20 protein-coding genes and 1 tRNA gene are annotated in these 25,232 nt (G+C 46.1%); 15 read left to right on the top strand and 6 right to left on the bottom strand.

Translation table 11 applies throughout. From position 1 onward, the window contains the following. Nucleotides 1-426 precede the first annotated feature (426 nt). Together L5L98_RS16650 and pepE are read right to left on the bottom strand one after the other, a co-directional pair. Complete coding sequence (locus tag L5L98_RS16650) at nucleotides 427-2,010, bottom strand: glucan biosynthesis protein G (RefSeq protein WP_242068355.1); 1,584 nt, start codon at nucleotides 2,008-2,010, stop codon at nucleotides 427-429. A 452-nt stretch (nucleotides 2,011-2,462) separates the two neighbouring features. After that, nucleotides 2,463-3,176, bottom strand: a complete 714-nt coding sequence (gene pepE, locus L5L98_RS16645) for a dipeptidase PepE (protein WP_219251641.1) — start codon at nucleotides 3,174-3,176, stop codon at nucleotides 2,463-2,465. 434 nt (nucleotides 3,177-3,610) lie between these two features. Between pepE and htpX the strand changes: the two genes are divergently transcribed. Further along, nucleotides 3,611-4,474 (top strand): protease HtpX, encoded by an 864-nt coding sequence (htpX, locus tag L5L98_RS16640; RefSeq protein ID WP_006082065.1) that lies wholly within the window; start codon nucleotides 3,611-3,613, stop codon nucleotides 4,472-4,474. A 109-nt stretch (nucleotides 4,475-4,583) separates the two neighbouring features. Here htpX and L5L98_RS16635 read toward each other — a convergent pair whose 3' ends face one another. Then, the gene (locus tag L5L98_RS16635) at nucleotides 4,584-5,519 is read right to left on the bottom strand and encodes a LysR family transcriptional regulator ArgP (protein ID WP_219235328.1); all 936 of its coding nucleotides are present in this window, start codon (nucleotides 5,517-5,519) and stop codon (nucleotides 4,584-4,586) included. A gap of 125 nt (nucleotides 5,520-5,644) precedes the next feature. Here L5L98_RS16635 and L5L98_RS16630 point away from each other — a divergent pair, with 125 nt between their 5' ends. Further along, entirely contained in the window at nucleotides 5,645-6,262 is a 618-nt protein-coding gene (locus tag L5L98_RS16630; RefSeq protein WP_028759646.1) for a LysE/ArgO family amino acid transporter, read from the top strand. Nucleotides 6,263-6,507: 245 nt separating this feature from the next. Here the strand turns inward: L5L98_RS16630 and bcp are convergent, their stop codons facing one another. After that, nucleotides 6,508-6,975: a thioredoxin-dependent thiol peroxidase gene (bcp, locus tag L5L98_RS16625; protein WP_263142444.1), complete on the bottom strand. Its 468-nt coding sequence runs from the start codon at nucleotides 6,973-6,975 to the stop codon at nucleotides 6,508-6,510. Between the two features lie 3 nt (nucleotides 6,976-6,978). Continuing rightward, entirely contained in the window at nucleotides 6,979-7,530 is a 552-nt protein-coding gene (locus tag L5L98_RS16620; protein ID WP_028759648.1) for a glycine cleavage system protein R, read from the bottom strand. A 172-nt stretch (nucleotides 7,531-7,702) separates the two neighbouring features. Here L5L98_RS16620 and dapA point away from each other — a divergent pair, with 172 nt between their 5' ends. The 10 genes from dapA to nadE all read left to right on the top strand — a co-directional run bounded on the left by dapA (nucleotide 7,703) and on the right by nadE (nucleotide 22,153). After that, nucleotides 7,703-8,587, top strand: coding sequence for a 4-hydroxy-tetrahydrodipicolinate synthase (gene dapA / locus L5L98_RS16615; protein ID WP_113940880.1), 885 nt, complete (start codon nucleotides 7,703-7,705; stop codon nucleotides 8,585-8,587). A gap of 3 nt (nucleotides 8,588-8,590) precedes the next feature. Further along, nucleotides 8,591-9,688, top strand: coding sequence for an outer membrane protein assembly factor BamC (bamC, locus tag L5L98_RS16610; protein ID WP_198572357.1), 1,098 nt, complete (start codon nucleotides 8,591-8,593; stop codon nucleotides 9,686-9,688). Between the two features lie 368 nt (nucleotides 9,689-10,056). Continuing rightward, the gene (locus L5L98_RS16605; RefSeq protein WP_173244299.1) at nucleotides 10,057-11,139 is read left to right on the top strand and encodes an efflux RND transporter periplasmic adaptor subunit; all 1,083 of its coding nucleotides are present in this window, start codon (nucleotides 10,057-10,059) and stop codon (nucleotides 11,137-11,139) included. Next, a complete protein-coding gene (locus L5L98_RS16600) occupies nucleotides 11,136-14,231 on the top strand; it encodes an efflux RND transporter permease subunit (RefSeq protein WP_263142442.1) in 3,096 nt (1,031 codons plus the stop codon). Before L5L98_RS16605 ends, L5L98_RS16600 begins: the two co-directional genes overlap by 4 nt. A gap of 181 nt (nucleotides 14,232-14,412) precedes the next feature. Beyond that, entirely contained in the window at nucleotides 14,413-16,326 is a 1,914-nt protein-coding gene (gene htpG, locus L5L98_RS16595; protein WP_263142441.1) for a molecular chaperone HtpG, read from the top strand. A 298-nt stretch (nucleotides 16,327-16,624) separates the two neighbouring features. After that, nucleotides 16,625-17,488 carry a co-chaperone YbbN gene (locus L5L98_RS16590; RefSeq protein ID WP_263142440.1) on the top strand — a complete coding sequence of 288 codons (864 nt, stop codon included), beginning with the start codon at nucleotides 16,625-16,627 and terminating at the stop codon, nucleotides 17,486-17,488. Between the two features lie 140 nt (nucleotides 17,489-17,628). Next, complete coding sequence (gene adk, locus L5L98_RS16585) at nucleotides 17,629-18,273, top strand: adenylate kinase (RefSeq protein ID WP_028759655.1); 645 nt, start codon at nucleotides 17,629-17,631, stop codon at nucleotides 18,271-18,273. A gap of 112 nt (nucleotides 18,274-18,385) precedes the next feature. Further along, the gene (gene hemH / locus L5L98_RS16580; RefSeq protein WP_131523292.1) at nucleotides 18,386-19,405 is read left to right on the top strand and encodes a ferrochelatase; all 1,020 of its coding nucleotides are present in this window, start codon (nucleotides 18,386-18,388) and stop codon (nucleotides 19,403-19,405) included. A 411-nt stretch (nucleotides 19,406-19,816) separates the two neighbouring features. Continuing rightward, the gene (locus L5L98_RS16575) at nucleotides 19,817-21,121 is read left to right on the top strand and encodes an inosine/guanosine kinase (protein WP_028759658.1); all 1,305 of its coding nucleotides are present in this window, start codon (nucleotides 19,817-19,819) and stop codon (nucleotides 21,119-21,121) included. A gap of 201 nt (nucleotides 21,122-21,322) precedes the next feature. Continuing rightward, nucleotides 21,323-22,153: an ammonia-dependent NAD(+) synthetase gene (gene nadE, locus L5L98_RS16570; protein ID WP_212600171.1), complete on the top strand. Its 831-nt coding sequence runs from the start codon at nucleotides 21,323-21,325 to the stop codon at nucleotides 22,151-22,153. A gap of 117 nt (nucleotides 22,154-22,270) precedes the next feature. On the opposite strand, the gene L5L98_RS16565 is transcribed toward nadE, so the two are convergent. After that, nucleotides 22,271-22,771, bottom strand: coding sequence for a DUF6942 family protein (locus tag L5L98_RS16565; protein ID WP_263142437.1), 501 nt, complete (start codon nucleotides 22,769-22,771; stop codon nucleotides 22,271-22,273). A gap of 239 nt (nucleotides 22,772-23,010) precedes the next feature. Here L5L98_RS16565 and L5L98_RS16560 point away from each other — a divergent pair, with 239 nt between their 5' ends. The 3 genes from L5L98_RS16560 to L5L98_RS16550 all read left to right on the top strand — a co-directional run. Continuing rightward, on the top strand, nucleotides 23,011-24,540 hold the full coding sequence (locus L5L98_RS16560) for an alpha/beta hydrolase (RefSeq protein ID WP_263142435.1): 1,530 nt from the start codon (nucleotides 23,011-23,013) through the stop codon (nucleotides 24,538-24,540). Nucleotides 24,541-24,851: 311 nt separating this feature from the next. After that, a tRNA-Pro gene (locus L5L98_RS16555) sits at nucleotides 24,852-24,928 on the top strand. Nucleotides 24,929-25,106: 178 nt separating this feature from the next. Then, a partial coding sequence (locus L5L98_RS16550) for a transposase (RefSeq protein ID WP_263142520.1) occupies nucleotides 25,107-25,232 on the top strand: 126 nt, incomplete at its 3' end.

The following is a 25,232-nucleotide window of genomic DNA, read 5'->3' as shown; positions in this document are numbered from 1 at the left end:
ATTTAGATTTCTACTTTTAGTCGGCATTCTTTGTGAGGGGTTTAAGGTCAAACTTGACTGACGCACTTAACGTACTGCTTACTTTAGTTCGCAGAGGTCCTTGCGGCGACGCACATCAGGAGAGGCTAATAACCCTAAACTCACATAATAGTGCTACGTTTTAAGCTGATAGTGTCATTTTGAAGTAAGCCAGTAGTTATGCTGGCAGAGAAGTCGAGCGATAAGGTATGGGATTATGTTTGCTGAAAAGCAGGTCATGAGTTTTTAGCCTTGGCTTGTTCTATTTATGCTAGAGATAAAACCTATAAATAGTAAGCCTATAAATAAAACCCTAGGCATAAAAAAGCGCCAGTAAATACTGGCGCTTTTTATTCACTTACTCGGTCAGTTTATGTTTGTTAGACAGTGATACTGGTGAATATCAGTTTACTGCCAATCATCGCTATTCCAGCGGTACAGCCAAGTCGCTGCAAGTGGTTTATCGTCTTTCTTAAGCTGTATTCTCAGTTCGGCTACATTGGTACTTTCTGGTTCGAAGCTGATAAATACTCGAGCGCCATTGATGTCTGGGTGGGCGACAATCCGAGACGACAGGATTTTACCTTTGCTGATGCTGGCATCGATGATAATTTTATCAATGTCTTGCGGCTTGATGTTACTGAAATCGATAAGTAATTCTTTGCCTTTTGCTAATACTTGCCCCTTAGTACTGCGGACAACACGTGCTTTTGACGCCGTAGAAGGGCTGTCGTTTGAGGCTGTTATGCGATAGGAGTATTTATAGGGCTGATCCTTTTTTAGTCCGCCTTGCGGCTCCCAATAGGCAACTATGTTGTCGTTGGTTTCAGCATTAGAGGGAATTTCAAGCAACACTAGTTGGCCTTTTCCCCAATCATTGAGGGGTTCAATCCATGCAGAAGGTCGAAGTTGATAGTTTGCACTCAGATCTTGATAGTCTTCAAATTTACGATGGCGCTGGATAAGACCAAACCCTTTTATATCTTCATCGCCAAAAGCACTGATCTGCAGTTTGTTAGGATTATTTAATGGGCGCCATAGGCGTTCGCCATTACCGCGATCGATTTGTAGGCCATCGGAGTTATGTACTTGTGGGCGGTAATCGGGTTTATCTGAGTTATCGAGTCCGCCAAAGAGGAACATAGAGGTCAGCGGTGCAAGACCCACATGCTGGATATCTTTGCGTGGGAATAAGGTTACATCCACTTCGACACGTGATGGTGAACCGGGATAAATACCAAAACGATAGGCGCCAGTGACACTTTGGCTATCTAGCAGAGCATGAACCACGATTGCCGTCTGATATTTAGATGGGCGCTCAACCCAGAAACGCTTAAACAGGGGATATTCTTCACCTTTTGGCTGGGCGACATCAATCGCTAAACCACGATTAGATAAGCCATAGGTTTGCCCTTTAGAGAGCACGCGAAAATAGCTTGCACCTTGAAACATGATGAATTCATCTTTTATTTCATCATCATTGATAGGGTAATGTAAACGCACACCCGCGTATTGGCCCACTTGAGTGATGAGTTTTTCAATGGTGTCGTTAGGGACATCGAACGAAGCTTCTGTTAGCTCAATTGGAATAGCTTTGCTGTTTTCGACCACGTCGATATCGACAAGGTTTTTATAGAGAAAGCCTGGAGCAAAAAGTTGTACCGAAAATTTGGTCGGTGTTCCACCCCAAATCGCGGCATTTTCTTGGTAATTGATTTTGCCATAGGTCGCGAAATCGAGATCAACCAGTTCTTTAGGTGCTTTTTTCGCTTCTTTAAATGGTTTTTGCGACAGTTGTTGAGCGAGTTCAATAACTGTGTCTTGGGAGAATTTTTTAGATTTCTTCTCTGGTGCAGGCGTTGGTGTTGTCTCTGCCGCTGCGGCATTGACGTTGTTTATGCCGACGACATAGACGATGGCGGTCAAGATGACAAAAGGTAGTTTTTTGAGTAATGCCGGATAACCGGTAGGGTAATTCATCATAAGATTCATTCGCAAAATGGAAACTCCTTACTAAAATGACGCTGATTCATAGGCACAATGTATGCTTCAGTCTATCTAATCCCTAAATATTAATAACTTGTCTGCTATAAAATCCTCAGTCGTGGGATTCGAGTAGCTGAGGTAAGGGATAATTTTACCTGCGTAGCTAGAGATTTGTAACATAAATTATGCTTGGCGCTATTTTAGGTGCCGTTCTCAATACTTTGCGGTGTGATTTTACGATAAGTAATAGCAATTGGTACTGCAGTAAAAACTGTCTTGGCTGAGCTAACACTGTTCTCATTGGATTCAGTGGCGTTTTTACACAAAATTGGTGCAGTTGAATCGATAGTGTTAATTAAAAGCTTACAATATCAAATAGTTAATCTTAATTATTGCTAATGAGTGATTCAGGCTCACGGTATTAACTGTGAGCCCATTTAGATATGCTAACGTGGATATTATGACTTGAGTAAGTGCGATAGGTCACTGCCCACAGGAATTAGGATCTCTTGCTGCTCACCACAGAATAAATACGCAGGTTTGTCACCTAAGAGTGATAGTGTGTCTCCTTGTCGCCACAAAGCTGAGCCTTCAACTATGCCTATCACTGGGGTTAATGGGTCGACTTTAGTGAATTCTAATAATCGCTGGGCACGGGTTTCACCATTGTGGCCCGGTGCTTGGTAATTGGAATAGTGTGGATTGAGCTGGAACGGCACTAAGTTTAATGCGTTGAACGACGGCGGTTCGATGATCGGCATATCATTAGTGGTGCGAATACTCAGTCCCGATACGTTTGAACCCGCGCTCCAGCCGATATAAGGCTTACCAAGGGCGACTTGCTCACGAATAAGCGTGACCAGATCATAATGATATAGTTGGTGTAACAGGTGAAAGGTGTTACCCCCACCGATTAAAATTCCATCGGCATCTTTTATTGCTTGTTTAGGGTCTGGATGCTGATGAATACCACTGATATCGAGTTCAAGCTCAGCTAGCCCAGTCACGACAGACGCTAAATAAGTGTCATAACTCATGCTAACCCCTGCATAGGGAATAAAAATCCATTTTTGTGCGTTGGCGGTGAGCGGTTTAATAAAAGGGAGCGCGTGGGCAAGATAAGGCGTATCACCGACACGAGAGCTGCTCAGTAGTAGGGCGTTGATTGTCATTTTGTATCCTGAAATCTCGGAGTGTATTGGTATGTTAACAAAGATTAATTCCGATAAACATAGAGAGTTAAAGCAGAATTGCGCTCTAGCACGGCTAGCAGCGGTGTTTTTCAAGATAGTGATCCCCACCAAGATAGAGCGTTCAGGGCATTCTACTTCTGTATTGCATCAATGCAAAAGTCAGTGATTGATGCGCCTTGAATTAAAGCTCTCAGAACGCGATGAAACTCGTATCTTGAGGTTGCTTGGGCATAAGTTTAAGTTTCGATTAATATACTGTCCCTAGACTCTCGGCCATGAAAGGCAGTGTCTATATACGAGAAAGATACCTATTTTAAAAACTCTTTTCTTTTACCACTTGAATTTCGATGATTTGGACATATTATGTCTTTGAACAAAGTTAAATGGCCTATTCTTGCCCTAAAGGAGCTGAAATGAAGCGTATATTTCTATTGATTGCGACTAACCTAGCTGTGTTGCTAGTAGCCTCAATTGTGATGTCTATTCTAGGCGTGAACACGTCTACTATGGGTGGACTGCTGGTGTTCGCTGCCATTTTTGGATTCGGTGGGGCCTTTATCAGCTTAGCCATTTCAAAATGGATGGCGAAAAAGACCATGGGTTGTGAAGTCATCACCACCCCACGTGACAGTACCGAACGTTGGTTAGTGGAGACGGTTGCCCGTCAAGCTAAGCAAGCGGGGATTAAAATGCCAGAAGTGGCTATTTATCAATCACCTGACATGAATGCGTTCGCTACTGGTCCAAGTAAAGATAATTCATTAGTGGCTGTGAGTACGGGTCTGTTATATGGCATGAGCCAAGATGAAATTGAAGGCGTATTAGCCCACGAAGTGAGCCACGTTGCTAACGGTGACATGGTGACCTTGACACTGATCCAAGGTGTGGTTAACACGTTCGTGATCTTCGCGGCCCGTGTGGTTGCTGGTATTATCAACAACTTCGTGTCGAGTAATGATGAAGAAGGCGAAGGTTTAGGTATGTTCGCGTACATGGCCGTTGTTTTCGTACTAGATATGCTATTCGGTATCTTGGCTTCAATTATCGTCGCTTACTTCTCACGTATTCGTGAGTACAAAGCCGATGAGGGCGCGGCTCGTTTAGCGGGTAAAGGCAAGATGATTGCTGCGCTTGAGCGTTTACGCCAAGGCCCTGAAAGCACGGCAATGCCTGCACAAATGTCTGCCTTTGGTATTAACGGCAAACGTTCAATGGCGGAGATGATGATGAGTCATCCTCCATTAGAGAAACGTATTGCAGCGTTAAGAGCAAGCTAATAAAGAGTGAGTTAACTCTTAAATGTCAAATCTGAGTGCTTAAGACTCACTTGATATTAGATTTAAGACTTTTAACATCGGGCTCAAACTTTGGTTTGAGCCCGATTTTTTATGCCTGCAGCAAATTATGCTGCGCGGTTGCCGCAAGGGCACGGTAAACCAGTGTCGTTTGTTTTGCTTTGATATTCCAATGCTGCCAAAACAGCGGCACGCGCATGCGCCGTTCTGGGGTGATCTCAATCAGTATCCCTTTATCGATTAATGGTTTAGCTTGTAAATGCCCAACGAGCCCATAACCTAAACTCAAGTTAATCGCTTCTAAAAAGCTCTCGGAAGAGGGGATAGTATGTTGCCACCATTGCCCTGGGGTCATATTGAAATACTGGGCGAGAAACTTCTCATGCAACTTATCTTTGGTGGAGAACACTACTGCTGGCGCCTTTGCTAACTGAACTTGGTTGATGGCGTTGAATGACGAGGTGTCACTAAATGATGGAGTATCGCTCAGATCGCTAAAATAGCGTGCGGCAAATTCGGGCGTGGCCACACACAAATATTCCATGGTGCCTAAAAATTCACTGCTGCAACCCGCCATCGGCACTTCGGTTGTGGTGACACATCCGACCGCTTCACCATTTTTCAATAGATGATGGGTGTAGGACTCATCATCGACAATTAATTCCAATAACCAAGCGTGGCGACTGAACATGCCTGCTAGCGCAGGTAAAAACCACGTGGCCAAACTGTCGGCATTCACAGCGATGCGCACTGTGGTTGGATGGTTGGGATCGTCGGCGTCCATCTCGGCTCTTAATTCACTCTCTAGTAATTGTACCTGTGAATAGTGGCGCAACAGGCGCTTACCTGTGGGCGTTGCGACCACAGGATTGGAGCGAATAAGCAGTGACTGACCGACTTTTTCTTCAAGTTGTCGAATGCGCTGTGATACCGCCGACTGGGTGATGTGCAGCACTTTGGCGGCGCGGTCGAAGCCGCCTTCCGAGACCACAACGGCGAGCGCTTTGAGATTCGCGTATTCCAGCATAGTCATCCTCAAATGAGTGTGTTTGGACGGTTATTAATTTTACTTATGATACATAAAAAACATTAGTTATATTAATTTTGTTGTTTTGACTATGCTAGCGCCTTCTTTGAACATGAGAGGTGGTTATGCAAGCGGCATTTATACAGGGTATGGGGATTGGTGGGAGTTTGATTATTGCTGTGGGCGCACAAAATGCCTTTGTGCTCAAGCAAGGCATCAAGCGCTCATACCCGTTACCGATTGCCTTGCTCTGCTCTATTATTGATGCGCTGATGATCACTGCGGGTGTCGCGGGGCTAGGACATATTATTGAGTCGTTTCCCACTATTAAGCATGTGGCGAGTTTCGGTGGTGCTGCGTTTCTACTCTGGTATGGTGCGAATGCGCTAAAGGCGTCGTTTGTGGCTAAGGGCATTGAGATGGATCAAGCCGATAATGCGGACACATTTAAGAAAGCCGTACTGACGACGCTTGGGATCAGTTTGCTTAATCCGCATTTGTATCTTGATACTGTGGTGTTGCTCGGCAGCATTAGCACTCAATTTGATGATTTTGATCGGCCTTGGTTTGGCGCGGGTGCCGTACTGGCATCATTTATTTGGTTTTTTGGCTTAAGTTTTGGTGCGCGTTTGTTAGCGCCCATTTTTACTCGCCCAGCGGCATGGCGTTACCTTGACCGTTTTATTTGGTTAACCATGTGGAGCATTGCCGCTGCGATTATTTGGCCCTATGTGGCAGGATAAACCGACGTTGTGATGCCATAGAATACGGGCATAGCTGAATGCTTTTGCGGTTTTTTCGCTCGGTTTGACTGCATCTTGTGATATGAAAGTGAAAATTTTTCATGAAAAAGGTCCTGATTTCAGGACCTTTTCGTTATCGATTGCCGATTATTTATTCAGCCTACCGACATCAACTGACGACGTTTACACTTTACTGCCGATTAAAGCAGCAGCTTGAAGCCTTGTATTCGTCGTCATATTAGTCATTAACCCGCGATTTGCGCGAGTACGACTTCATGGTGATCTTTGGTTTTAAACTTATCGAATACGTGGGCGATGGTGCCGTCGGTATTGATAAGGAAGCTTAATCTGTGGATGCCATCATAGGTTTTTCCCATGAATTTCTTTTCACCCCAGACCCCAAAAGCGTCGGCGACACTGTGGTCTTCATCGCTCAGTAAAGTGAAGTTGAGTGCTTGTTTTTCAGCAAATTTAGCCAGTTTAACCACAGGATCTGGGCTAATGCCAAATACAGTGACATTATGACTATCGAGCTCGGCTTTACTGTCACGTAGACCGCAGGCTTGCACTGTGCAACCCGGCGTTGATGCTTTAGGGTAAAAGTACACTAAAACAGGACCTTGCTTAAGGCTGTCTGCCAGCGATACTGAGTTACCATGTTGATCTTGCAGTGTAAAGTGAGGCGCTTTTGCCCCAGCCGTTAAGGTATTCATCTATTATCCTCTGTCCTCTAAGATGGCAGTGCCTTCCATACGACGAATAGTACAATCTAAGGTCATATCTTGGGCGAGCTGATAGATACTCTGTTCGAGCTTTTCTAGTTCAACTTTTTCAGGAATATTAATGGTTAGCGACACATTTTGCGTTTGTTCACCACCGGGGAGTTCCTCAGAAAATGAACGTACTGCGGCAAGATCTAATGACCTGTCAGCAAGGAACTGGGTAATGCGTTTAATGGTGCCGCGTTGGTCTTTACCCGTGAAGCGTACTTCGAGGCGAGAAAGGTAGTTTTGTGGTGTGTGTTTAGAGGTGCGTTTCATCACCGTCAGCAGTTCTAACTCAACGCTGAGACTGGGGAACATACTTTCAATTTTTGTTATTGATGCCCACGAGCCAGACAACATCATAATCAGGGTAAATTCGTTACCAAATAATGCCATACGGCTGTCGACGATATCGCAGTCACAGTCACTGGCAAGTCGAGCTAGTTTACTTACAAGTCCAGGACGGTCGAGACCCATCGCTGTTACGACCAGGAAATTGGTCATGAATTTTCCTCACTTTTTCGATATCATAGAGCGAAAACTCAGGGTTAAAGCTGAGTTTTTGTGCGGGATGTAATGCTACCATAACTAATTCAATTTGAGAGCCCCGTTAATGCTTGTCATTAGTGGTTGGCATCAGTACCATAGCGAATCCTGAAATCTTGGGGAAAGTCAGATGATAAACGGAAGCATCGTAGCCTTAATCACGCCAATGAACAGTGATGGCTCAGTAGATTTTGCAAGTCTTGAAAGGTTAGTCGAATTCCATATTGACCAAGGCACAGATGCCATTGTGGCCGTTGGTACTACTGGCGAGTCAGCGACTCTGCCTATGCCTGAGCATGTAGCGGTCGTTTCACAAACCGTTAAATTTGCTGCGGGACGTGTTCCTGTCATTGGTGGCAATGGCGCCAATGCCACATCTGAAGCCGTTGAGCTCACCAAGTCCTTATCTAAGGTGGGTGTTGCCGCTATGCTTGGCGTAACGCCATATTATAATAAGCCAACGCCTAAGGGATTGATTGCGCATTATAAAGCCGTGGCCGCTAGCACAGATATTCCACAAATTCTTTATAATGTTCCAGGTCGTACTGCCGTTGATATGCTGCCAGAAACTGTTGCCGAGCTTGTTAGCGTAAGCAACATTATTGGTGTAAAAGAGGCGACCGGTGACTTATCCCGTGTAAAACGTCTGCGCGAACTGTGCGGCGACGATTTCCTCTTGTATAGCGGTGATGATGCCACTGCCAGAGAGTTTTTACTCTTAGGTGGAAATGGCGTAATTTCTGTTGCTAACAACATAGTACCAAAGGCTTTTAAAGCTATGTGTGATGCGGCGCTCGCGGGCAATGGCGAGTTGGCTCAGAGCATAGATACCCCGCTGCGCGGTTTGTATAGCACACTGTTTTGTGAAGCCAACCCTATCCCAGTAAAATGGGCTGCCCATCGTATGGGTTTGATTGAATGTGGCCATATTCGTTTACCTTTGACTGAACTTTCTGAGCAATGTCATGGTCTGTTGATAGAAGCAATGACTCGTGCCCAGATAGAGGTTAAATAATTAATGTTAAAGAAAGTCACTCCACTGATCTTAGTTGCTGCTGTTGCAGCCTGTAGTTCGCCACTTGATCGCCGCCAAGCGAACGGTAACGACGACTATGTTCAGGCCGAGCAAGCACCTTTGCTTAAGATCCCCGCGGGATTAAAAACGCCACCCTACAATAAAGAATTCGATGTACCAGCACTGGGTTCTAAAGTGAATGCTTCGCTGTATGGCAAAAACTTAGATATCCGTCCGCCACTGCAAGTACTGCCAATGGCGGAAGGTACTCATGTGGAAGAGGGCAGTGACAACATTAAAATCGTGGTTGAATCCATAGACAATGCTGTGGATTTGAAACAAGAAATCTTCACAAACTTAGATGGTTTCTTTGCTCAAAAAGGTATTGCTGTTCGTAGCCGTGATTTTGACAAAGGCAACGTAGAAACCGATTGGATTGAAAGCCGTGAAGTGATTGAATCGAGCATGTGGGGTGCGGATAAAGTTTATCTGTTGCGCCAACGCTATCGTTTTGACGTGGAAACACGTCCACATGGTCGCACTGCCAATATCGTTATTCACTTAGTTGAACACGAAGAGTTCTACGACGATAAAGCGCAACAAGTTTTATTAAGCGGTGAAGATAAGCAAAGATACACTATTGATATGCTGAACAGCGCCATTGCGTATATCAGCGTTAAGCGCGATCAAGCGATCCAATCGAATCGTTTGAAGCAAACCTTAGGTATTAATGTTGATCTCGTGACGCCTGAAGAAGGTAAAGCTTACTGGTCTGCTAAAGCCTCTTATAAGCAAGTGTGGGATCGTCTACGCATAGTGCTACCAGAAATGGGCTTTGAAATTGCCGATATGGATAGTGCTAAAGGATTGTACTTTATCAAGTTTGACGATAACTCTGGTTTCTGGAGTTCATTGTGGGGCGAAGATAAGTTAGCACTGAAAGAAGGTAGCTACCGTTTACTGCTTGAAGATGGTGATACTCCAGAAGAAACGAAAATCTTCCTTCGCGATAACGAAGATCAGCCATTAAGCGATGAAGTAGTTAGCAATGTGTACCAGTCACTGTCAAACCTGATGAAAGAAGAACGTCAAATACGTTAATTTCAGCAGTTGACTAGAAAAGGGCGAATTATCGCCCTTTTTTATTGGCTGCAATTTGAGTTTTAAGCAGGGGATTGTCGATTATCTAGGCGATCTGTGTTGCAGAATTAAATTATCTATATACCAATCTTTTTCAAATGGTTTTAGTGATAAATGTTGATTTAGTGGCAATAAGTAAAATTAATCACTTAACAACCTTGTTATCGTACTGCATTCTGGCAACTCAACCATTGATATCGCCAAAGACACTTAATCATACATATTTTGCGCTATCAGCGTAATTTGTAAGAAAAAGTAAAACGTATTGATGCGATGATGTGAGTGAGTAAACTAGCCGTCATTAATGCGAGTCATTCCTTGGAAGCCCGATGAAAAAAATTATTCTAATAATCGCCATATTGGCCGCGGCATGGTTTGGATACCAAGCCATGCAACCGCAAGAGATTGCTGCAGCCCAGATTAAACTCATACCTAATGTGGTGATTGCCACTGCCGCTATGGCGCCCATTCGCGATGAAGTTGAAGCTATTGGTAGCAATAAAGCCACAGAATCTGTAACGATAACGCCTAAAGTCACCGACATGGTGATAGCGCTTAAATTTGACGACGGCGATATCGTTAAAAAGGGCGAGTTATTAGTCCAACTGCAAAATGCTGAGCAGATCGCTAAGGTTAAAGCCGCGCAAGTCAAAGTCAGTGATAATCAACGTGAGTTAGCTCGGATCAGTTCGTTGGTGACTAGCCGCACTGTGGCCGAGTTAGAACGCGATAGATTACAAACCCTTATTGATACCACCCGTGCCGAGCTCGAACAGGCGCAATCATCACTCAATGATCGCAGTATTCTGGCGCCTTTTAATGGCCGTTTAGGCTTACGTCAAATCAGTGTGGGCAGCTTAGTGTCGCCCGGCACTGTGATTACGACATTGGATGATATTTCTACCATTAAGCTCGATTTTTCAGTGCCAGAGCGCTTTATTCAAGATTTAGAGCCAGGTAAAAAGGTTGAAGCCAAAGCGGTCGCTTTCCCTGATGTGACTTTCAAAGGTGTGGTGACATCGATTGATAGCCGTGTGAATCCAACCACGCGCACAGTGATTGTTCGCGCCGAAATCCCCAATCCTGAGCTGCGTTTATTACCGGGCATGTTGATGAAGGTCAAACTCATCAAGCGTAGCCGCGAGGCCTTGATGTTGCCTGAATCTGCCATTATCCCGATCCAAAACAGCCATTATGTTTACAGCGTCAATGCCGACAAGGTGATTGAACGTAAACAAGTCACTATTGGTATTCGCACCCGTGGCTGGGTGGAGATCTTAGACGGTTTAGCCTTGGGCGAAAACGTGGTGATCCGCGGCTTACTGAAAGTTCATCCTGGGGATAAAGTGCAAACTGAGTTCGCGGAAAAGTTTAGTTATCTTGCCGATACGAACGCGGAGCCAAGTGTATGATCCTTACTGATCTCTCGGTCAAACGTCCCGTATTTGCCTCAGTGATCAGCTTGCTGCTGGTTGCTTTCGGGCTTGTCTCCTTTGATAAATTACCCCTGCGCGAATACCCAAACATAGATCCGCCAGTGGTATCTATCGACACGAATTACCGCGGTGCCAGTGCTGCTGTGGTGGAAAGCCGCATTACCCAATTGATTGAAGACAGGATCAGTGGCGTCGAAGGGATTCGTCACGTGAGTTCATCGAGCAGTGATGGCCGCTCATCGGTTACCTTAGAGTTTGATATTAGTCGTAATATTGAAGATGCAGCTAACGATGTGCGCGACAGGATATCAGGTTTACTCGACAATTTACCCGATGAAGCTGATCCCCCAGAAGTACAAAAGGCCAATGGCAGTGATGAAGTGATCATGTGGCTCAATCTCGTGTCGGATCAAATGACGACCCTAGAATTGACCGATTACACCAACCGTTATTTGTCGGACCGCTTTTCGGTGGTCGATGGTGTGGCGCGGATGCGTATTGGTGGCGGTAAGGTTTACGCCATGCGCGTTTGGCTTGACAGACAAGCCTTGGCCTCTCGCAGTTTAACGGTTGCCGATGTTGAGGCCGCGCTCAGAGCTGAGAACGTCGAGTTACCTGCAGGTTCGATAGAGTCGAAGGAGCGGCACTTTACAGTGCGACTGGAGCGGGGTTATCGCACTGCCGAAGATTTCGCAAACTTAGTGATCACCCAAGGGGAAGACGGTTATTTAGTCAAACTGAGCGATGTCGCACGGGTGGAAATTGGCTCTGATGAAGAGCGGATTATGTTCCGTGGCAACAAAGAGGCAATGATAGGTTTAGGCGTGTCTAAACAGTCAACCGCCAATACGTTAGAAGTGGCGCGCGCAGTGAATGCGCTGGTTGACAAAATCAACCCGACCTTGCCAGCGGGGATGTCGATTAAACGCAGCTACGATAGCTCAGTGTTTATCGAAGCCTCGATTAAAGAAGTGTATCAAACCCTGTTCACAGCGATGATTTTAGTGATTATCGTGATTTATTTGTTCCTTGGCAGTGTGCGCGCTATGTTAATCCCCGCGATCACTGTGCCAGTATCTTTGCTCGGCACCTTTATTGTGCTGTATGCGCTAGGTTATACCATTAACCTCTTGACCTTATTGGCGATGATCCTCGCCATCGGTATGGTGGTGGATGATGCGATTGTGATGCTGGAAAACATCCATAGACGTATCGAAGAAGGAGATTCCCCACTCAAAGCTGCTTTCCTCGGTGCGCGTGAAGTGGCTTTTGCTGTTATCGCGACCACACTCGTGTTGGTCGCGGTATTTATGCCAATCACTTTCCTTGAGGGTGATTTAGGTAAATTATTTAAAGAGTTTGCCGTGACCATGAGTGCGGCGGTGCTGTTCTCTAGCCTAGTAGCGCTCACACTCACGCCCATGATGTGCTCTAAGTTGCTTAAGCCGAGCTCGCAGGATTCTTGGTTGGTGCGTAAGGTCGACGGCATAATGACAAAAGTGTCCAACCGATACCAATTGTCCTTAAAATCCGCCATGGCCCACCCGATATTGGTGTCGATTCTGGTGTTAGTCGCATTAGGTTCTAGTGTCTATTTAGTCCAAAAAGTACCGCAAGAATTTGCGCCACAGGAAGACCGTGGTTCGTTATTCTTGATGGTCAACGGGCCACAGGGCGCGAGTTACGAATACATAGAATCCTATATGAATGAAGTGGAAAACCGCTTGATGCCATTGGTCGAAACGGGTGATATCAAACGTCTGCTCATTCGTGCCCCCCGTGGCTTTGGCCGCGCGGCGGATTTCTCTAACGGAATGGCAATCATAGTTCTGGAAGACTGGGGCAAACGTCGTCCAGTAAAGGAAGTTATCGTCGACATTAATAAACGTCTTGCCAATCTCGCCGGAGTGCAAGCGTTCCCTGTAATGCGCCAAGCCTTTGGTCGCGGTGTAGGTAAACCTGTGCAATTGGTGATTGGTGGACCTAGCTACGAAGAGCTTGCCCGCTGGCGCGATATCATGATGCAAAAGGCGGCACAGAATCCCAAATTATTGGGATTAGATCACGATTATAAAGAGACTAAGCCTCAACTTCGTGTCGTCATCGACAGAGACAGAGCGGCGAGCCTTGGAGTGTCGATTTCAAATATTGGCCGTACGTTGGAATCCATGTTGGGCTCACGCTTAGTGACGACGTTTATGCGTGACGGTGAAGAATACGATGTGATCGTTGAAGGCGAGCGCGATAATCAAAATACGGCGGCGGATCTGCAAAATATCTATGTTCGTTCCGAGCGCAGTCAGGAGCTTATTCCGCTGTCTAACTTAGTGACTGTGGAGGAGTTTGCCGACGCCAGTTCGCTGAACCGTTACAACCGTATGCGCGCGATCACCATAGAAGCCAGTTTGGAAGATGGTTATAGTCTAGGTGAAGCCCTTGATTATATGAATCAATTGGCGCGTACCTATTTACCAGCGGAAGCGGTGATTAGCTACAAGGGCCAATCCCTCGATTATCAAGAGTCGGGTAGCTCTATGTACTTCGTATTCATCCTCGCACTGGGGATTGTATTCCTCGTGCTCGCGGCGCAGTTTGAGAGTTATATCCACCCTGTGGTGATTATGCTTACTGTGCCGCTGGCTACCGTCGGCGCCTTAATTGGTTTGTGGCTCACGGGGCAGAGTCTTAATATTTACAGTCAGATAGGCATTATTATGCTGGTCGGGTTAGCCGCGAAAAATGGCATCTTGATTGTCGAGTTTGCTAACCAATTACGGGATAAAGGCGTTGATTTTGATAAGGCCATTATTCAAGCGTCAGCGCAGCGGTTACGACCTATCTTAATGACAGGGATCACCACTGCTGCTGGCGCCGTGCCATTGGTATTGGCGGTAGGCGCGGGTGCTGAAACTCGTTTTGTGATTGGTGTAGTGGTGTTGTCGGGGATTTTACTGGCAACCTTATTCACTATCTTCGTGATCCCCGCCGCTTATGGACTCTTTGCCCGCAACAGCGGATCGCCCGAAGCTATCGCCCAACAGTTAGAAAAAGAATTAGCCCAAGACTAACGCCTCGTGCAGGTTGATGTTGGAAGCATACATATAGGCGCTTGGTATTCATCAAGCGCCTTATTTTTCGCCATTCGAACCTCGTTTTAGCCCTTGCCCTTGAAAAGCAAATTTGGAGCCCCATTTAGTAAACACTAAGCGTTACTTTTACCAAATTACGTAACAAATAAAGGAAAATTTCATGTCACAACAAGAAACTCATGGTTTTCAAACAGAAGTCAAACAGCTGTTGCATTTGATGATCCATTCTTTGTATTCCAACAAAGAAATTTTCTTGCGTGAACTGGTCTCCAACGCTGCGGATGCGGCGGACAAGCTGCGTTATCTGGCGTTGACCAATGACGCACTCTATGAAGGCGACGGTGAACTGCGAGTCCGTATCAGTGCCGATAAAGAAAAAGGCACTGTGACCATCGAAGACAACGGCGTGGGTATGACCCGCGACGGCGTGATTGAGCATTTAGGCACAATCGCAAAATCAGGCACCGCTGATTTCTTTAAGAATCTATCGGGCGAATCTTCAAAGGATTCACAGTTAATCGGTCAGTTCGGTGTCGGTTTCTATTCAGCCTTTATCGTGGCGAAGAAAGTCACTGTTCGCACTCGCGCTGCCGGTCATAAGGCCGATGAAGCCGTATTGTGGGAATCAGAAGGCGAGGGTAACTTCACCGTTGATACCATCACCAAGGCGAGCCGTGGTACTGAAATTACGCTGCACCTGCGTGACGAAGAAAAAGAATTTGCCGATGATTGGCGCCTGCGTTCGATCATCACTAAATACTCAGATCATATCTCTGTGCCAGTCGAAATGTGGCAAGAAGGCTCGCCAGAGCGTGATGGTCCTGATGGCGAAAAAATTCCTGCGACCGAAGGTCAATGGAAAGTCATGAACAAAGCCACGGCTTTGTGGATGCGCAATAAAGCTGATATCAGTGACGAAGAGTATCAAGAGTTTTACAAACACATTTCCCACGATTACACAGACGCACTACTGTGGAGTCATAATCGGGTAGAAGGTAAGCAAGAATACACTAACCTACTGTATATTCCTGCAAAAGCGCCTTGGGATATGTGGAATCGCGACCGTAAACACGGCCTAAAACTGTTTGTACAACGTGTGTTCATCATGGATGACGCTGAGCAATTTATGCCATCTTATCTGCGCTTCGTGCAGGGCTTAATTGACTCAAACGATCTGCCGCTGAACGTATCCCGCGAAATTCTGCAGGATAACTACGTGACCAAAGCGATGCGTACTGGTATCACCAAACGTGTGCTTGGCATGCTGGAAAAACTGGCGAAAGACGATGCGGAAAAATATCAACAGTTCTGGGCTGAATTTGGGCAAGTGCTGAAAGAAGGGCCTGCGGAAGATTTCGCCAACCGTGAGCGTATTGCTGGCTTATTGCGTTTTGCCTCGACCCATACGGGCAGTGCTGCGCCGACTGTGTCACTTGATGACTACATCAGCCGCATGAAAGAAGGTCAAACTAAGATTTACTACATTGTTGCCGACAGCCATGAAGCCGCCGCTAACAGCCCACATTTAGAGTTGTTACGTAAGAAAGGCATTGAAGTCTTACTGATGTCAGAGCGTATCGACGAGTGGCTAATCAACCACTTAACTGAGTACAAAGAGAAACAACTGCACTCAGTGACCCGTGGTGATTTAGAACTTGGCGAGCTGGAAGATGCATCTGAAAAAGAAGCGCAAGAAAAGCTTGAGCAAGAATCGGTAGCTTTAGTTGAACGCATTAAAGCGGCATTAGGCTCAACCGTTGCTGATGTGAAAGTCACGTCACGCTTAACCGACACTCCTGCCTGCGTGGTGGCGGGTGAAGGCGAAATGTCGACTCAGATGATCAAGCTGATGCAAGCTGCGGGTCAACCTGTGCCAGAAGTGAAGCCGACATTTGAGATCAACCCAGCGCACCCATTAGTATCGCGCTTAAATGATCTTCAAGATGAAACCGCCTTCGCGGATTGGTCAAATCTGCTGCTGCAACAGGCGCAATTATCTGAAAAAGGTAGCCTTGCGGACCCATCGGCCTTTATCAAGCTGATGAACCAAATGTTACTGGCTAACATGAAGTAAATGACTATCGGGGCCTTCTTTGAACGGCCCCGATATTGTTTCTAGTGCAGGAAGAGTGGTTTGTGCCTAGGGCACTCCACTTCCGTGTTGCATCAATTCAAAAGGTGGTCGTTCTGACATTGATGCGCCTTGAATTGAAGCACTCTAGGCGCTCTGAAACTCGACTCTTCAGGTTGCTTGGGTATACAAGCAGTTAAGACAACGATTTTAAAATAGCGCGTTGAAACTGAGTGCTAACACTCAGTTTTAAAAGCATAAGGCCTCCTATATTTGAGGCCTTAAACGTTAAGGGAATACTATGGACAATATCCTCAGCCTGACTAAAGACAATATTCAGCAAGTCGTTGACGCCTCGATGCAACAGATAGTGGTGTTAGCATTTTGGGCACAGCCGCAGGAACAAAGTGTGGCTATGCTAAGCACTTTAGAGCACATTGCCGCGCAAAATGCGGGTCGATTCGTGCTCGCTAAAGTTGACTGTGAAGCAGAGTTAGAAATCGCCAATTACTTTCGCATTCAAAGTCTGCCGACCACGTTAGTCTTGGATAAAGGTCAGCCTGTCGATGGTTTTGCGGGGGTGCAAGATGCGGTGCAAGTCACAGCTATGCTGGATAAACATTTGCCGCCTATGTGGCAGTTACAGTTAGCACAGGCCAAAGCATTGCTCGCGCTTAGCCAAGTGAGCGCAGAGGATCTTGCCACTGCTGCCGTGTTGCTTAAAGACGCGTATGCAGGCTCAAATCAAGCGGGTGAGGTGAGTTTAGTACTCGCCGATGTGTATCTGATGCAGGGCGAATTAGTGTTAGCACAAGCCATGCTTGAGAAAGTAGGGCTTGCCGACCAAGATGGTTATTACCAGAGTTTAAAAGCTAAGCTCGCACTTGCCTTGGATGCGGCGGATACCCCTGAAATTCGCGATTTGCAGCAAAAGTTTGAGCAAAATCCAACAGATTTAGTGTTATTACTCGAGCTGAGTAAGGCATTGCATGCTGCCCACCGCGATGATGAAGCATTAGAACTATTATTCGGTGTGCTCAGTAAAGATTTAGGTGCTGAAAATGGCACAGTAAAACAAGTATTTATGGAAGTATTAACGGCACTTGGCCAAGGTAATCCCATAGCCAATCAATACCGCCGTAAGCTCTATACTTTGCTCTATTAATGAAAAAAATCGCTTAGTAACCGCAGTTTATTTGCGGTTTCTGAGGCTAAAGTCGAAGCTAAAACCCTTCTCAATGGCGGCCAGATGTGCGAAGATCGCCGCCCTAAGAAGAATATCAATGCGAAAAGAGGACTCTTGAGATGCGCATTATCCTATTGGGCGCCCCAGGTGCCGGTAAAGGTACCCAGGCCCAGTTCATTATGGAACAGTATGGTATCCCACAAATTTCCACTGGTGATATGTTACGTGCCGCGGTAAAAGCGGGTACTCCACTGGGTTTGGAAGCGAAAAAAGTGATGGATGCTGGTCAACTGGTTTCTGATGATCTGATCATCGGTCTGGTTAAAGAGCGTATCGCACAGGAAGACTGTGTTAAAGGTTTCTTGTTAGACGGTTTCCCACGTACTATCCCACAGGCGGATGCGATGGCGGCAAACGGTATTAGCATTGATCACGTGATTGAAATCGATGTGCCAGATGAAGAAATCGTTAAGCGCATGAGCGGTCGCCGTGTTCACCCAGGTTCTGGCCGTGTTTACCATGTGGTTTTCAATCCACCTAAAGTGGAAGGTAAAGATGACGTAACTGGCGAAGATTTAGCTATTCGTCCAGATGACGAAGAAAGCACAGTGCGTAAACGCCTCGCGATTTACCACGAGCAAACTAAGCCGCTGGTTGAATACTACGGTAAAGTGGCTGCAGCTGGTCAAACTCAATACAACAAGTTTGACGGTACTCAATCGGTTGCGGCCGTGAGTGAGCAGTTAGCTAGAGTGTTGAAATAACCGAATAAAGGTTAATTTACGAGAACAAGTTCTCATATTAAGAAAAAGCCTGCCGATGCAGGCTTTTTTTATGGGTATCGCAATGTTAGCCTCCAAGTGAACTTCATTAACCATGAGCCTAACGTTGAATCCTTCCCCTGCTTTTGGTGTGTTATTGGTTAACCTCGGCACGCCTGATCAACCTAGTCCTAAGGCCGTTAAACGCTTTTTAAGGCAGTTTTTAAGTGATCCCCGTGTCGTCGATTTATCGCCGTGGATTTGGCAACCGCTGCTGAACGGCATTATTCTCAACACCCGTCCGGCGAAAGTCGCCAAACTCTACCAAAGCGTGTGGACGCAGGAAGGCTCGCCCTTGATGGTGATAAGTGCACGCCAAGCACAAAAGTTGGCGGTGGACTTAAGTGCAACCTTTAACCAGACCATTCCGGTTGAACTGGGTATGAGTTACGGCAATCCCTCCATCGATGCGGGATTTGAACGCCTGAAAGATCAAGGAGCAGAGCGTATTATTGTGCTGCCTTTGTATCCCCAATATTCCTGCTCGACGGTGGCAAGTGTGTTCGATGCCGTTGCCCGTTATCTTAAAACTGTGCGTGACATGCCGCAGGTTCGCTTTAATAAAGACTATTTTGACCATAGCGCTTATATTGCTGCGCTGGCACACAGTGTGACGCGCCACTGGAAAACCCATGGGCAGGCCGACAAGTTGCTCTTGTCATTTCACGGTATTCCACTGCGTTATGTGAAAGAGGGCGACCCTTACCGCGAGCAGTGTTTTGTCACGGCTAAACTGTTGGCGCAAAAACTTGAGCTGAGCGAGTCGCAATGGCAAGTGTGTTTCCAATCGCGCTTTGGCCGCGAAGAATGGCTCACGCCCTACGCCGATAAATTACTGTCCGAGTTACCTGCGCAAGGGATCAAAAGTGTCGATGTGATTTGCCCTGCGTTTGCGACCGATTGCCTCGAAACCTTAGAAGAAATCTCCATTGGCGCTAAGGAAACCTTTTTGCATGCGGGTGGCAGCGACTATCGGTTTATCCCTTGTTTGAACGACGATGAGTTACACATTGAATTATTACGGCAATTAATCCAAGAACAAGCGGTATCTTGGGCCCATACCCAAGCCACCTGAAGATACGAGTTTCAGATCGCCTAGGGTGATTCAATTCAAGGCGCATCAATGACAGAATGTCGGCCACCTTTTGAATTGATGCAACACGGAAGTGAAGTGCCCTAGGCGCTCCGTCCCGGCGTTTTTTAACGCACTTTATACTGTGTTGACTATTTTTAACTTAGCCCACTAGGTCTGCAAATAGCCGCCTTGCCTAAAGCGCGTTAAATTCCCGCTGAATCCTGCATCTTCAGGTTGTTTGGGTATTGGAGCACTGGCTTCGAACTGATTTTGTGATAGAATCTGCGCCCTTCCGGCTAAGGGGTGGGTTTTTTGTCTCGCTAGCCTAGACTCAATATTTTTAGGATGCTGCTTGGCTTGACCGCCTCGGCAGACGCCAATTAGCATGGATGCCAGGAAAAGAGAGCCACTATGAAGTTTCCCGGTCAGCGTAAATCTAAACATTATTTTCCGGTTAAAACCCGAGATCCGCTGCTTGAACAGCTGACTCAACAGCCTCAGCCGTTTGCGACTTATATCAGCGGTATTGATCAAACCTTAGTGGATATCGAAGCGAAAGTGGAAGACGAATTGCTGAGCCGTTATGGCTTGCCCAAAGGTAATTCTACCTTGATCAATGATGAACAGGCCCACAGACTCTACACTGAGTTAAAAATTCATGGTTTGATTAGCGATGAATTTGCTGGTGGCACTATTGGTAACACAGTGCACAACTATTCTATTCTGGCCGATGACCGTTCAGTGCTGTTTGGAGTAATGAGTCAAAATATCGAAGTGGGCAGTTACGCCTACCGCTATTTATGTAATACCTCTTCTAAAGTCGACCTTAACTTTCTACAACCTGTAGATGGTCCTATCGGTCGCTGTTTTACCCTGATTTCTGAGTGCGGCGAGCGAACATTTGCGATCAGCAAAGGCGCTATGGATAAACTCACACCTGAATTTATCGATAAAGACGTAGTGCAGGGCAGTTCAGCCTTAGTGTTGACTGCATATTTGATGCGCGCCAGTGATGGCGACCGTATTACCGATGCGGCCATGTGCGCTATCGAATATGCAAAAGCCGCCGAAGTTCCCGTGGTATTAACCTTAGGCACGCGTTTCTTGATTGAAGAAGATCCACAATGGTGGCAAAACTTCATCAAAGAACATGTCACCATTTTGGCGATGAATGAAGACGAAGGTGAAGCCTTAACGGGTTCACGGGATCCTCTACTTGCCAGTGAAAAAGCCTTGGAATGGTGCGACATGGTATTAACCACAGCGGGTCCAATCGGGCTTTATACTGCGGGTTATACCGAGGACTCAGAAAAACGCGAAACGACTCACACGCTGTTACCGGGTGCGATTCCTGAATTTAACCGTTATGAATTTTCCCGTCCAAAGCTTAAAAGTGACTGTGAAACACCAATCAAAGTGTTTGCCCACATTTCACCTTACATGGGCGGCCCAGAAAAAATCGGTAACACTAATGGCGCTGGCGATGGTGCATTATCGGCATTATTGCACGATCTGGCGGCCAATACTTTCCACAAGACTAACGTGCCAGGCTCAAGTAAACATAAGCGCGATGGCCTATGTTATTCCTCGTTTTCTCAAGTGTGTAAGTACGCTAACCGCGTCGCCTACGAAGTTTTAGCCCAGCATAGCCCGCGTTTATCCCGCGGTTTACCTGAGCGCGAAGACAGCTTAGAAGAATCCTACTGGGAAAGATAAGTCGATAGCTGTATTGGTATTAAGCTAACTGATTTACGCTAGGGCAATAACGGCAAACCGTTGTTGCCCTTATTTTTATGGCGTTTATCAATAATCAATCAGCCAAGCGCTAATTTTAACTACAGGCAGTTGCGAATAAATGTTAACGTTAGTCGGGTTCAGGTAGTCCAAATACAGCGATGATTTAAGGTGGAATTTTCGGTGAAAGCGCAAATCTTAAGAGAAATGAAGGTACTCACGGCTATAGAGCCTGAGTTCGAAGTGCAACGTCGTGTCGCGTTTATTAAAACCAAACTAAAAGAAGCACGTAGCAAGGCATTGGTATTAGGGATCAGCGGTGGGGTGGATTCTTCTACTGCTGGGCGTTTGTGTCAGTTAGCGGTGGACAGTTTAAACCAAGAAAATAGCCAAGGTGGTTATCAGTTTATCGCTGTGCGATTACCCTATCAGATCCAAAAAGATGAGCATGAGGCGCAATTAGCCTGTCAGTTTATTCAGCCCTCTAAGTTGGTCACTGTGAATGTGCATCAAGGCGTTGATGGTGTGCATAGCGCTGCTGTTGCCGCGTTAGTCGAAGCTGGATTGCCTTTGCCCGATGTGGCGAAGGTTGATTTTGTGAAGGGTAACGTCAAAGCCCGTATGCGGATGATAGCGCAATACGAACTCGCTGGACTCGTAGGTGGGTTAGTGGTGGGGACAGATCACAGCGCCGAAAATATCACCGGTTTTTACACTAAATGGGGCGATGGTGCCTGCGATTTAGCGCCATTATTTGGTCTTAACAAGCGCCAAGTTCGCCAACTCGCCGCGTATCTTGGCGCGCCAGAATCGTTAGTCTATAAAGCGCCGACCGCGGATTTAGAAGACAATAAACCCTTACTCGAAGATGAAGTCGCGCTTGGCTTAACCTATGCGCAAATCGATGATTTCCTTGAGGGTAAAGACGTTGGCAAGGCGGTTGAGGACAAGTTGATTGGTATTTATAAGGCGACACAGCATAAACGTCAGCCTATTCCAACCATTTACGACTAACCCTGAATCGTCCTTGAATATGCACTCGTTTGAACTCTGTTCACGAGTGCTTTTTTATGCCTTTGTTATTTGGTGACTAATGCTGTGGTGACAGCCGTTACCACAATCATAATGGAATTATTCACTGTGTTGGGGCTCTGGCGTTGCTAAGTGTTGGCGTGTCAGGGCGATCAGTTGGTTTGGGTATTGGCGATAATCCAAATAGGGCGTGAGTAAAAAATGCTGTCCTAGCGAAGATGGCAGCTTAAGTGCGGTTATGGATTTATTTTGGGCAGTTAAATGCTGCGCACCGGAATCGTTCACGGACATGGTGAGCCCTAAAGCATTTGCAGCTACTTGCCCCGCGACAAGATGGATCTTCGCGTTTGCCATCAATTCAGTGCCGCCTATGCAGAGCAGTTCATTTTGCTTGAGTAACACTTGGTCACGATAGCTGCGCCAATCTTCTCCAACCGCGCTGACTTTTGCCATAATAGTGAAGATCTTACGCCAATGATTGCCATTGAGAGCTATAAGAGTCGCGACAGCATCTGGCTGAGTGTAATGCCAGCTCTCAGGTACCAGCGGCGCTGTAGGAAGATAGTAGACGAACCTAGCGTGTGGATTACCGATTATCATCGAGAGCGTATAAGTTTGGTTGGAATAAGACTATTTTCGATCCTAACCCGATTAAGGCCTATGCGGCTAATAAAATTGCGAGATGAGTAAATTGGGGTGACTAAATTGAAGTGACTAAATTGGAGTGATTAAATTGTACTGCTTACACTAGTGGTTTTTATCGCGGTAAAACGTTTGAAGGATGTTTTTATCTACCCGTATAATCTAGTTGCACATTTTATCTTCATGTAGGAACAGCGATGAAGGCCATCATCATAGGTTCGACAAAACACCTATTTTTAGCTGCAGTGTATGCAAGTACTGGCATAGTGGTGGCGTTACTCGCGACAGGGATCTATTTTCTTAATGCGCGCCCTGAGCTGTCACTTTGGCATACGGTCGAGCTAAAAAATGAGTTCCATTACAATACCAAACTTGCCAATTTTAATGAGTACTTAGCGCTAGAAGACCGCTTATTCGCCGAAGTTGAGCGTAAAGTTGTCAAAAAGATTCCCGCCAATGAATTTTCTCCAGTGAACCGCTATGTCAAAAATAGCTTATCTGATCCTGCCCATTGGCCACAAAACTGGAATCGCAGTTATGAATGGTCTGTGGCTAATGCCGAATTTGGAGTATTACTGCTCCACGGTATGTCGGATTCGCCCTATGCTCTATCCAATGTGGCGGCGCACTTTAAAGGTAAAGCCCATGTGCTCGGTTTAAGATTGCCAGGGCATGGCACGATTCCAAGTGGATTGACTGAGCTTTATTGGCAAGATCTGGCCGCAGCGGTTAATTTAGCCACAGCGCATATGCGGCAAACTCTGAAAGATAAACCATTATTTGTGGTGGCTTTTTCGACGGGTGCCGCCGTCGCGCTGAACCATGAGTTAGAACGTATAAGCCATGATAAAGCCCCTGATTATGATGGAATGATTTTTATCTCTCCCGCGATAGGGCTAGCGCCATCTGCGGCGGCCGCACGCTGGCAGAGTTGGATAGGACGATTGTTGGAGCTGGATAAACTGCAATGGAACAGTATTCAAGTAGAGTACGATCCCTTTAAATACACCTCTTTTGCGGTTAATGCGGGCGATGTAGTTTATCAATTAGCCCTGCGTAACCAAGGTTTATTGGCAGGATTAACGCCGCAGCAACGGGCGCAAGTTCCGTCGATACTCACCTTTCAGTCGGTAGTGGATGCAACCGTTTCAACCGCGGCGGTGGTGAATAATCTGTATCAAACGTTGCCAGAAAAAGGCCATGAGCTAGTGCTGTTTGATATGAACCGACTCGATGTAAATGCCAAGATGGTGTCCAATGATCCGCTTGCGGGCTTGTTGGCGAACATTAATAACCCTGAGTTACATTATCGCGGCACTGTGGTGGAAAATATCAGTAATGAAACCACGCAGGTTCAGGCACGATACTTTGGTTTAGATGAACTGGGTTTAGATGAGCAGAATTTAGATACACAGGATATAGGCACACAGGGTAAAGTGCTCACTCAGGTCAGTGAAAACGTGCGGATATTAGATTTATATTGGCCTGCAGGTGTGTATTCCTTATCCCATGTTGCGCTACCTTTTGGCATAGATGATGGGCTTTATGGCGCAGTGATCCAGCCTGATTTACATAGGATCCAAATCGGAGCCTCAGCTTCGCGCGGAGAGCGCGGCTTGTATAGCGTGTCAGCGTCTGAAATGTTACGACAGAAATGGAATCCATTTTTCCCGTATCTACTCGAGCGCATGGATGAGTACCGACTCGCCCATATGCACTCGCATTGAATGATGATTTAGTAAACGGGTGTCATTATGTCTGTTCTGCAGCTAAATCCTGTTTGAGTATGGACGTAATCAGTATCGAGCAATCATTATCGACGAAAATTGTGTCATTCAGAACATAAACTAAGCAGTTGATCAAAGAGATGTAATGAAGCCCTTGCGCAGTTGCGAGGCAATTGCTACAGTTCTGGCTCGCTTAAGATAAACCCCATAAACAGTATCTTAAGTGATAAGTAATTGAGCAAAAGCCGTAAAGATTATCGCTAAACTGTATTTAGCTAAGTCAGAACAGGTATGCAATATACTTAAAAATTCGGTATGTAGCGCAGCCCGGTAGCGCACTGTCATGGGGTGTCAGGGGTCGGAGGTTCGAATCCTCTCATACCGACCAAATTCCTCTTTTTATAAGAGTTAAAAAGCCTGCAAACTTAATCGTTTGCAGGCTTTTTTATTGTCATCCCAAAACCACCGCCTCTGGCGGTGGTGATTGTTCCTTGAGGCTATAGCCTGAATTATGCCCATGCTAAAAGAGACTTCTTATTCACCACAAGTAAGAGGAAACGAAAAGCATGGGCGATTATAGAAGTTCATCACATGTTTATTGGCGTTGCAAATATCATATTGTTTGGACTCCGAAGTACCGTTTTAAAATGTTAAAAGGAAACCTTGGTAAGGAGTTATACAGGTCAATTTAT

The sequence above is a fragment of the Shewanella sp. SM23 genome (assembly GCF_025654295.1).
Lineage (GTDB): Bacteria > Pseudomonadota > Gammaproteobacteria > Enterobacterales > Shewanellaceae > Shewanella > Shewanella oncorhynchi.
Note: the sequence above shows the minus strand (reverse complement) of the source record. Positions and strands in the feature narration are given on the sequence as shown.

Coding starts and splice junctions, on each gene's coding strand:
- L5L98_RS16630 (WP_028759646.1), top strand. CDS start 5,645: ATGCAAGCGGCATTTATACAGGGTATGGGGATTGGTGGGAGTTTGATT.
- htpX (WP_006082065.1), top strand. CDS start 3,611: ATGAAGCGTATATTTCTATTGATTGCGACTAACCTAGCTGTGTTGCTA.
- bamC (WP_198572357.1), top strand. CDS start 8,591: ATGTTAAAGAAAGTCACTCCACTGATCTTAGTTGCTGCTGTTGCAGCC.
- pepE (WP_219251641.1), bottom strand. CDS start 3,176: ATGACAATCAACGCCCTACTACTGAGCAGCTCTCGTGTCGGTGATACG.
- L5L98_RS16600 (WP_263142442.1), top strand. CDS start 11,136: ATGATCCTTACTGATCTCTCGGTCAAACGTCCCGTATTTGCCTCAGTG.
- adk (WP_028759655.1), top strand. CDS start 17,629: ATGCGCATTATCCTATTGGGCGCCCCAGGTGCCGGTAAAGGTACCCAG.
- L5L98_RS16635 (WP_219235328.1), bottom strand. CDS start 5,519: ATGCTGGAATACGCGAATCTCAAAGCGCTCGCCGTTGTGGTCTCGGAA.
- dapA (WP_113940880.1), top strand. CDS start 7,703: ATGATAAACGGAAGCATCGTAGCCTTAATCACGCCAATGAACAGTGAT.
- bcp (WP_263142444.1), bottom strand. CDS start 6,975: ATGAATACCTTAACGGCTGGGGCAAAAGCGCCTCACTTTACACTGCAA.
- L5L98_RS16650 (WP_242068355.1), bottom strand. CDS start 2,010: ATGAATCTTATGATGAATTACCCTACCGGTTATCCGGCATTACTCAAA.
- htpG (WP_263142441.1), top strand. CDS start 14,413: ATGTCACAACAAGAAACTCATGGTTTTCAAACAGAAGTCAAACAGCTG.
- L5L98_RS16590 (WP_263142440.1), top strand. CDS start 16,625: ATGGACAATATCCTCAGCCTGACTAAAGACAATATTCAGCAAGTCGTT.
- L5L98_RS16620 (WP_028759648.1), bottom strand. CDS start 7,530: ATGACCAATTTCCTGGTCGTAACAGCGATGGGTCTCGACCGTCCTGGA.
- L5L98_RS16575 (WP_028759658.1), top strand. CDS start 19,817: ATGAAGTTTCCCGGTCAGCGTAAATCTAAACATTATTTTCCGGTTAAA.
- L5L98_RS16560 (WP_263142435.1), top strand. CDS start 23,011: ATGAAGGCCATCATCATAGGTTCGACAAAACACCTATTTTTAGCTGCA.
- hemH (WP_131523292.1), top strand. CDS start 18,386: ATGAGCCTAACGTTGAATCCTTCCCCTGCTTTTGGTGTGTTATTGGTT.
- L5L98_RS16565 (WP_263142437.1), bottom strand. CDS start 22,771: ATGATAATCGGTAATCCACACGCTAGGTTCGTCTACTATCTTCCTACA.
- L5L98_RS16605 (WP_173244299.1), top strand. CDS start 10,057: ATGAAAAAAATTATTCTAATAATCGCCATATTGGCCGCGGCATGGTTT.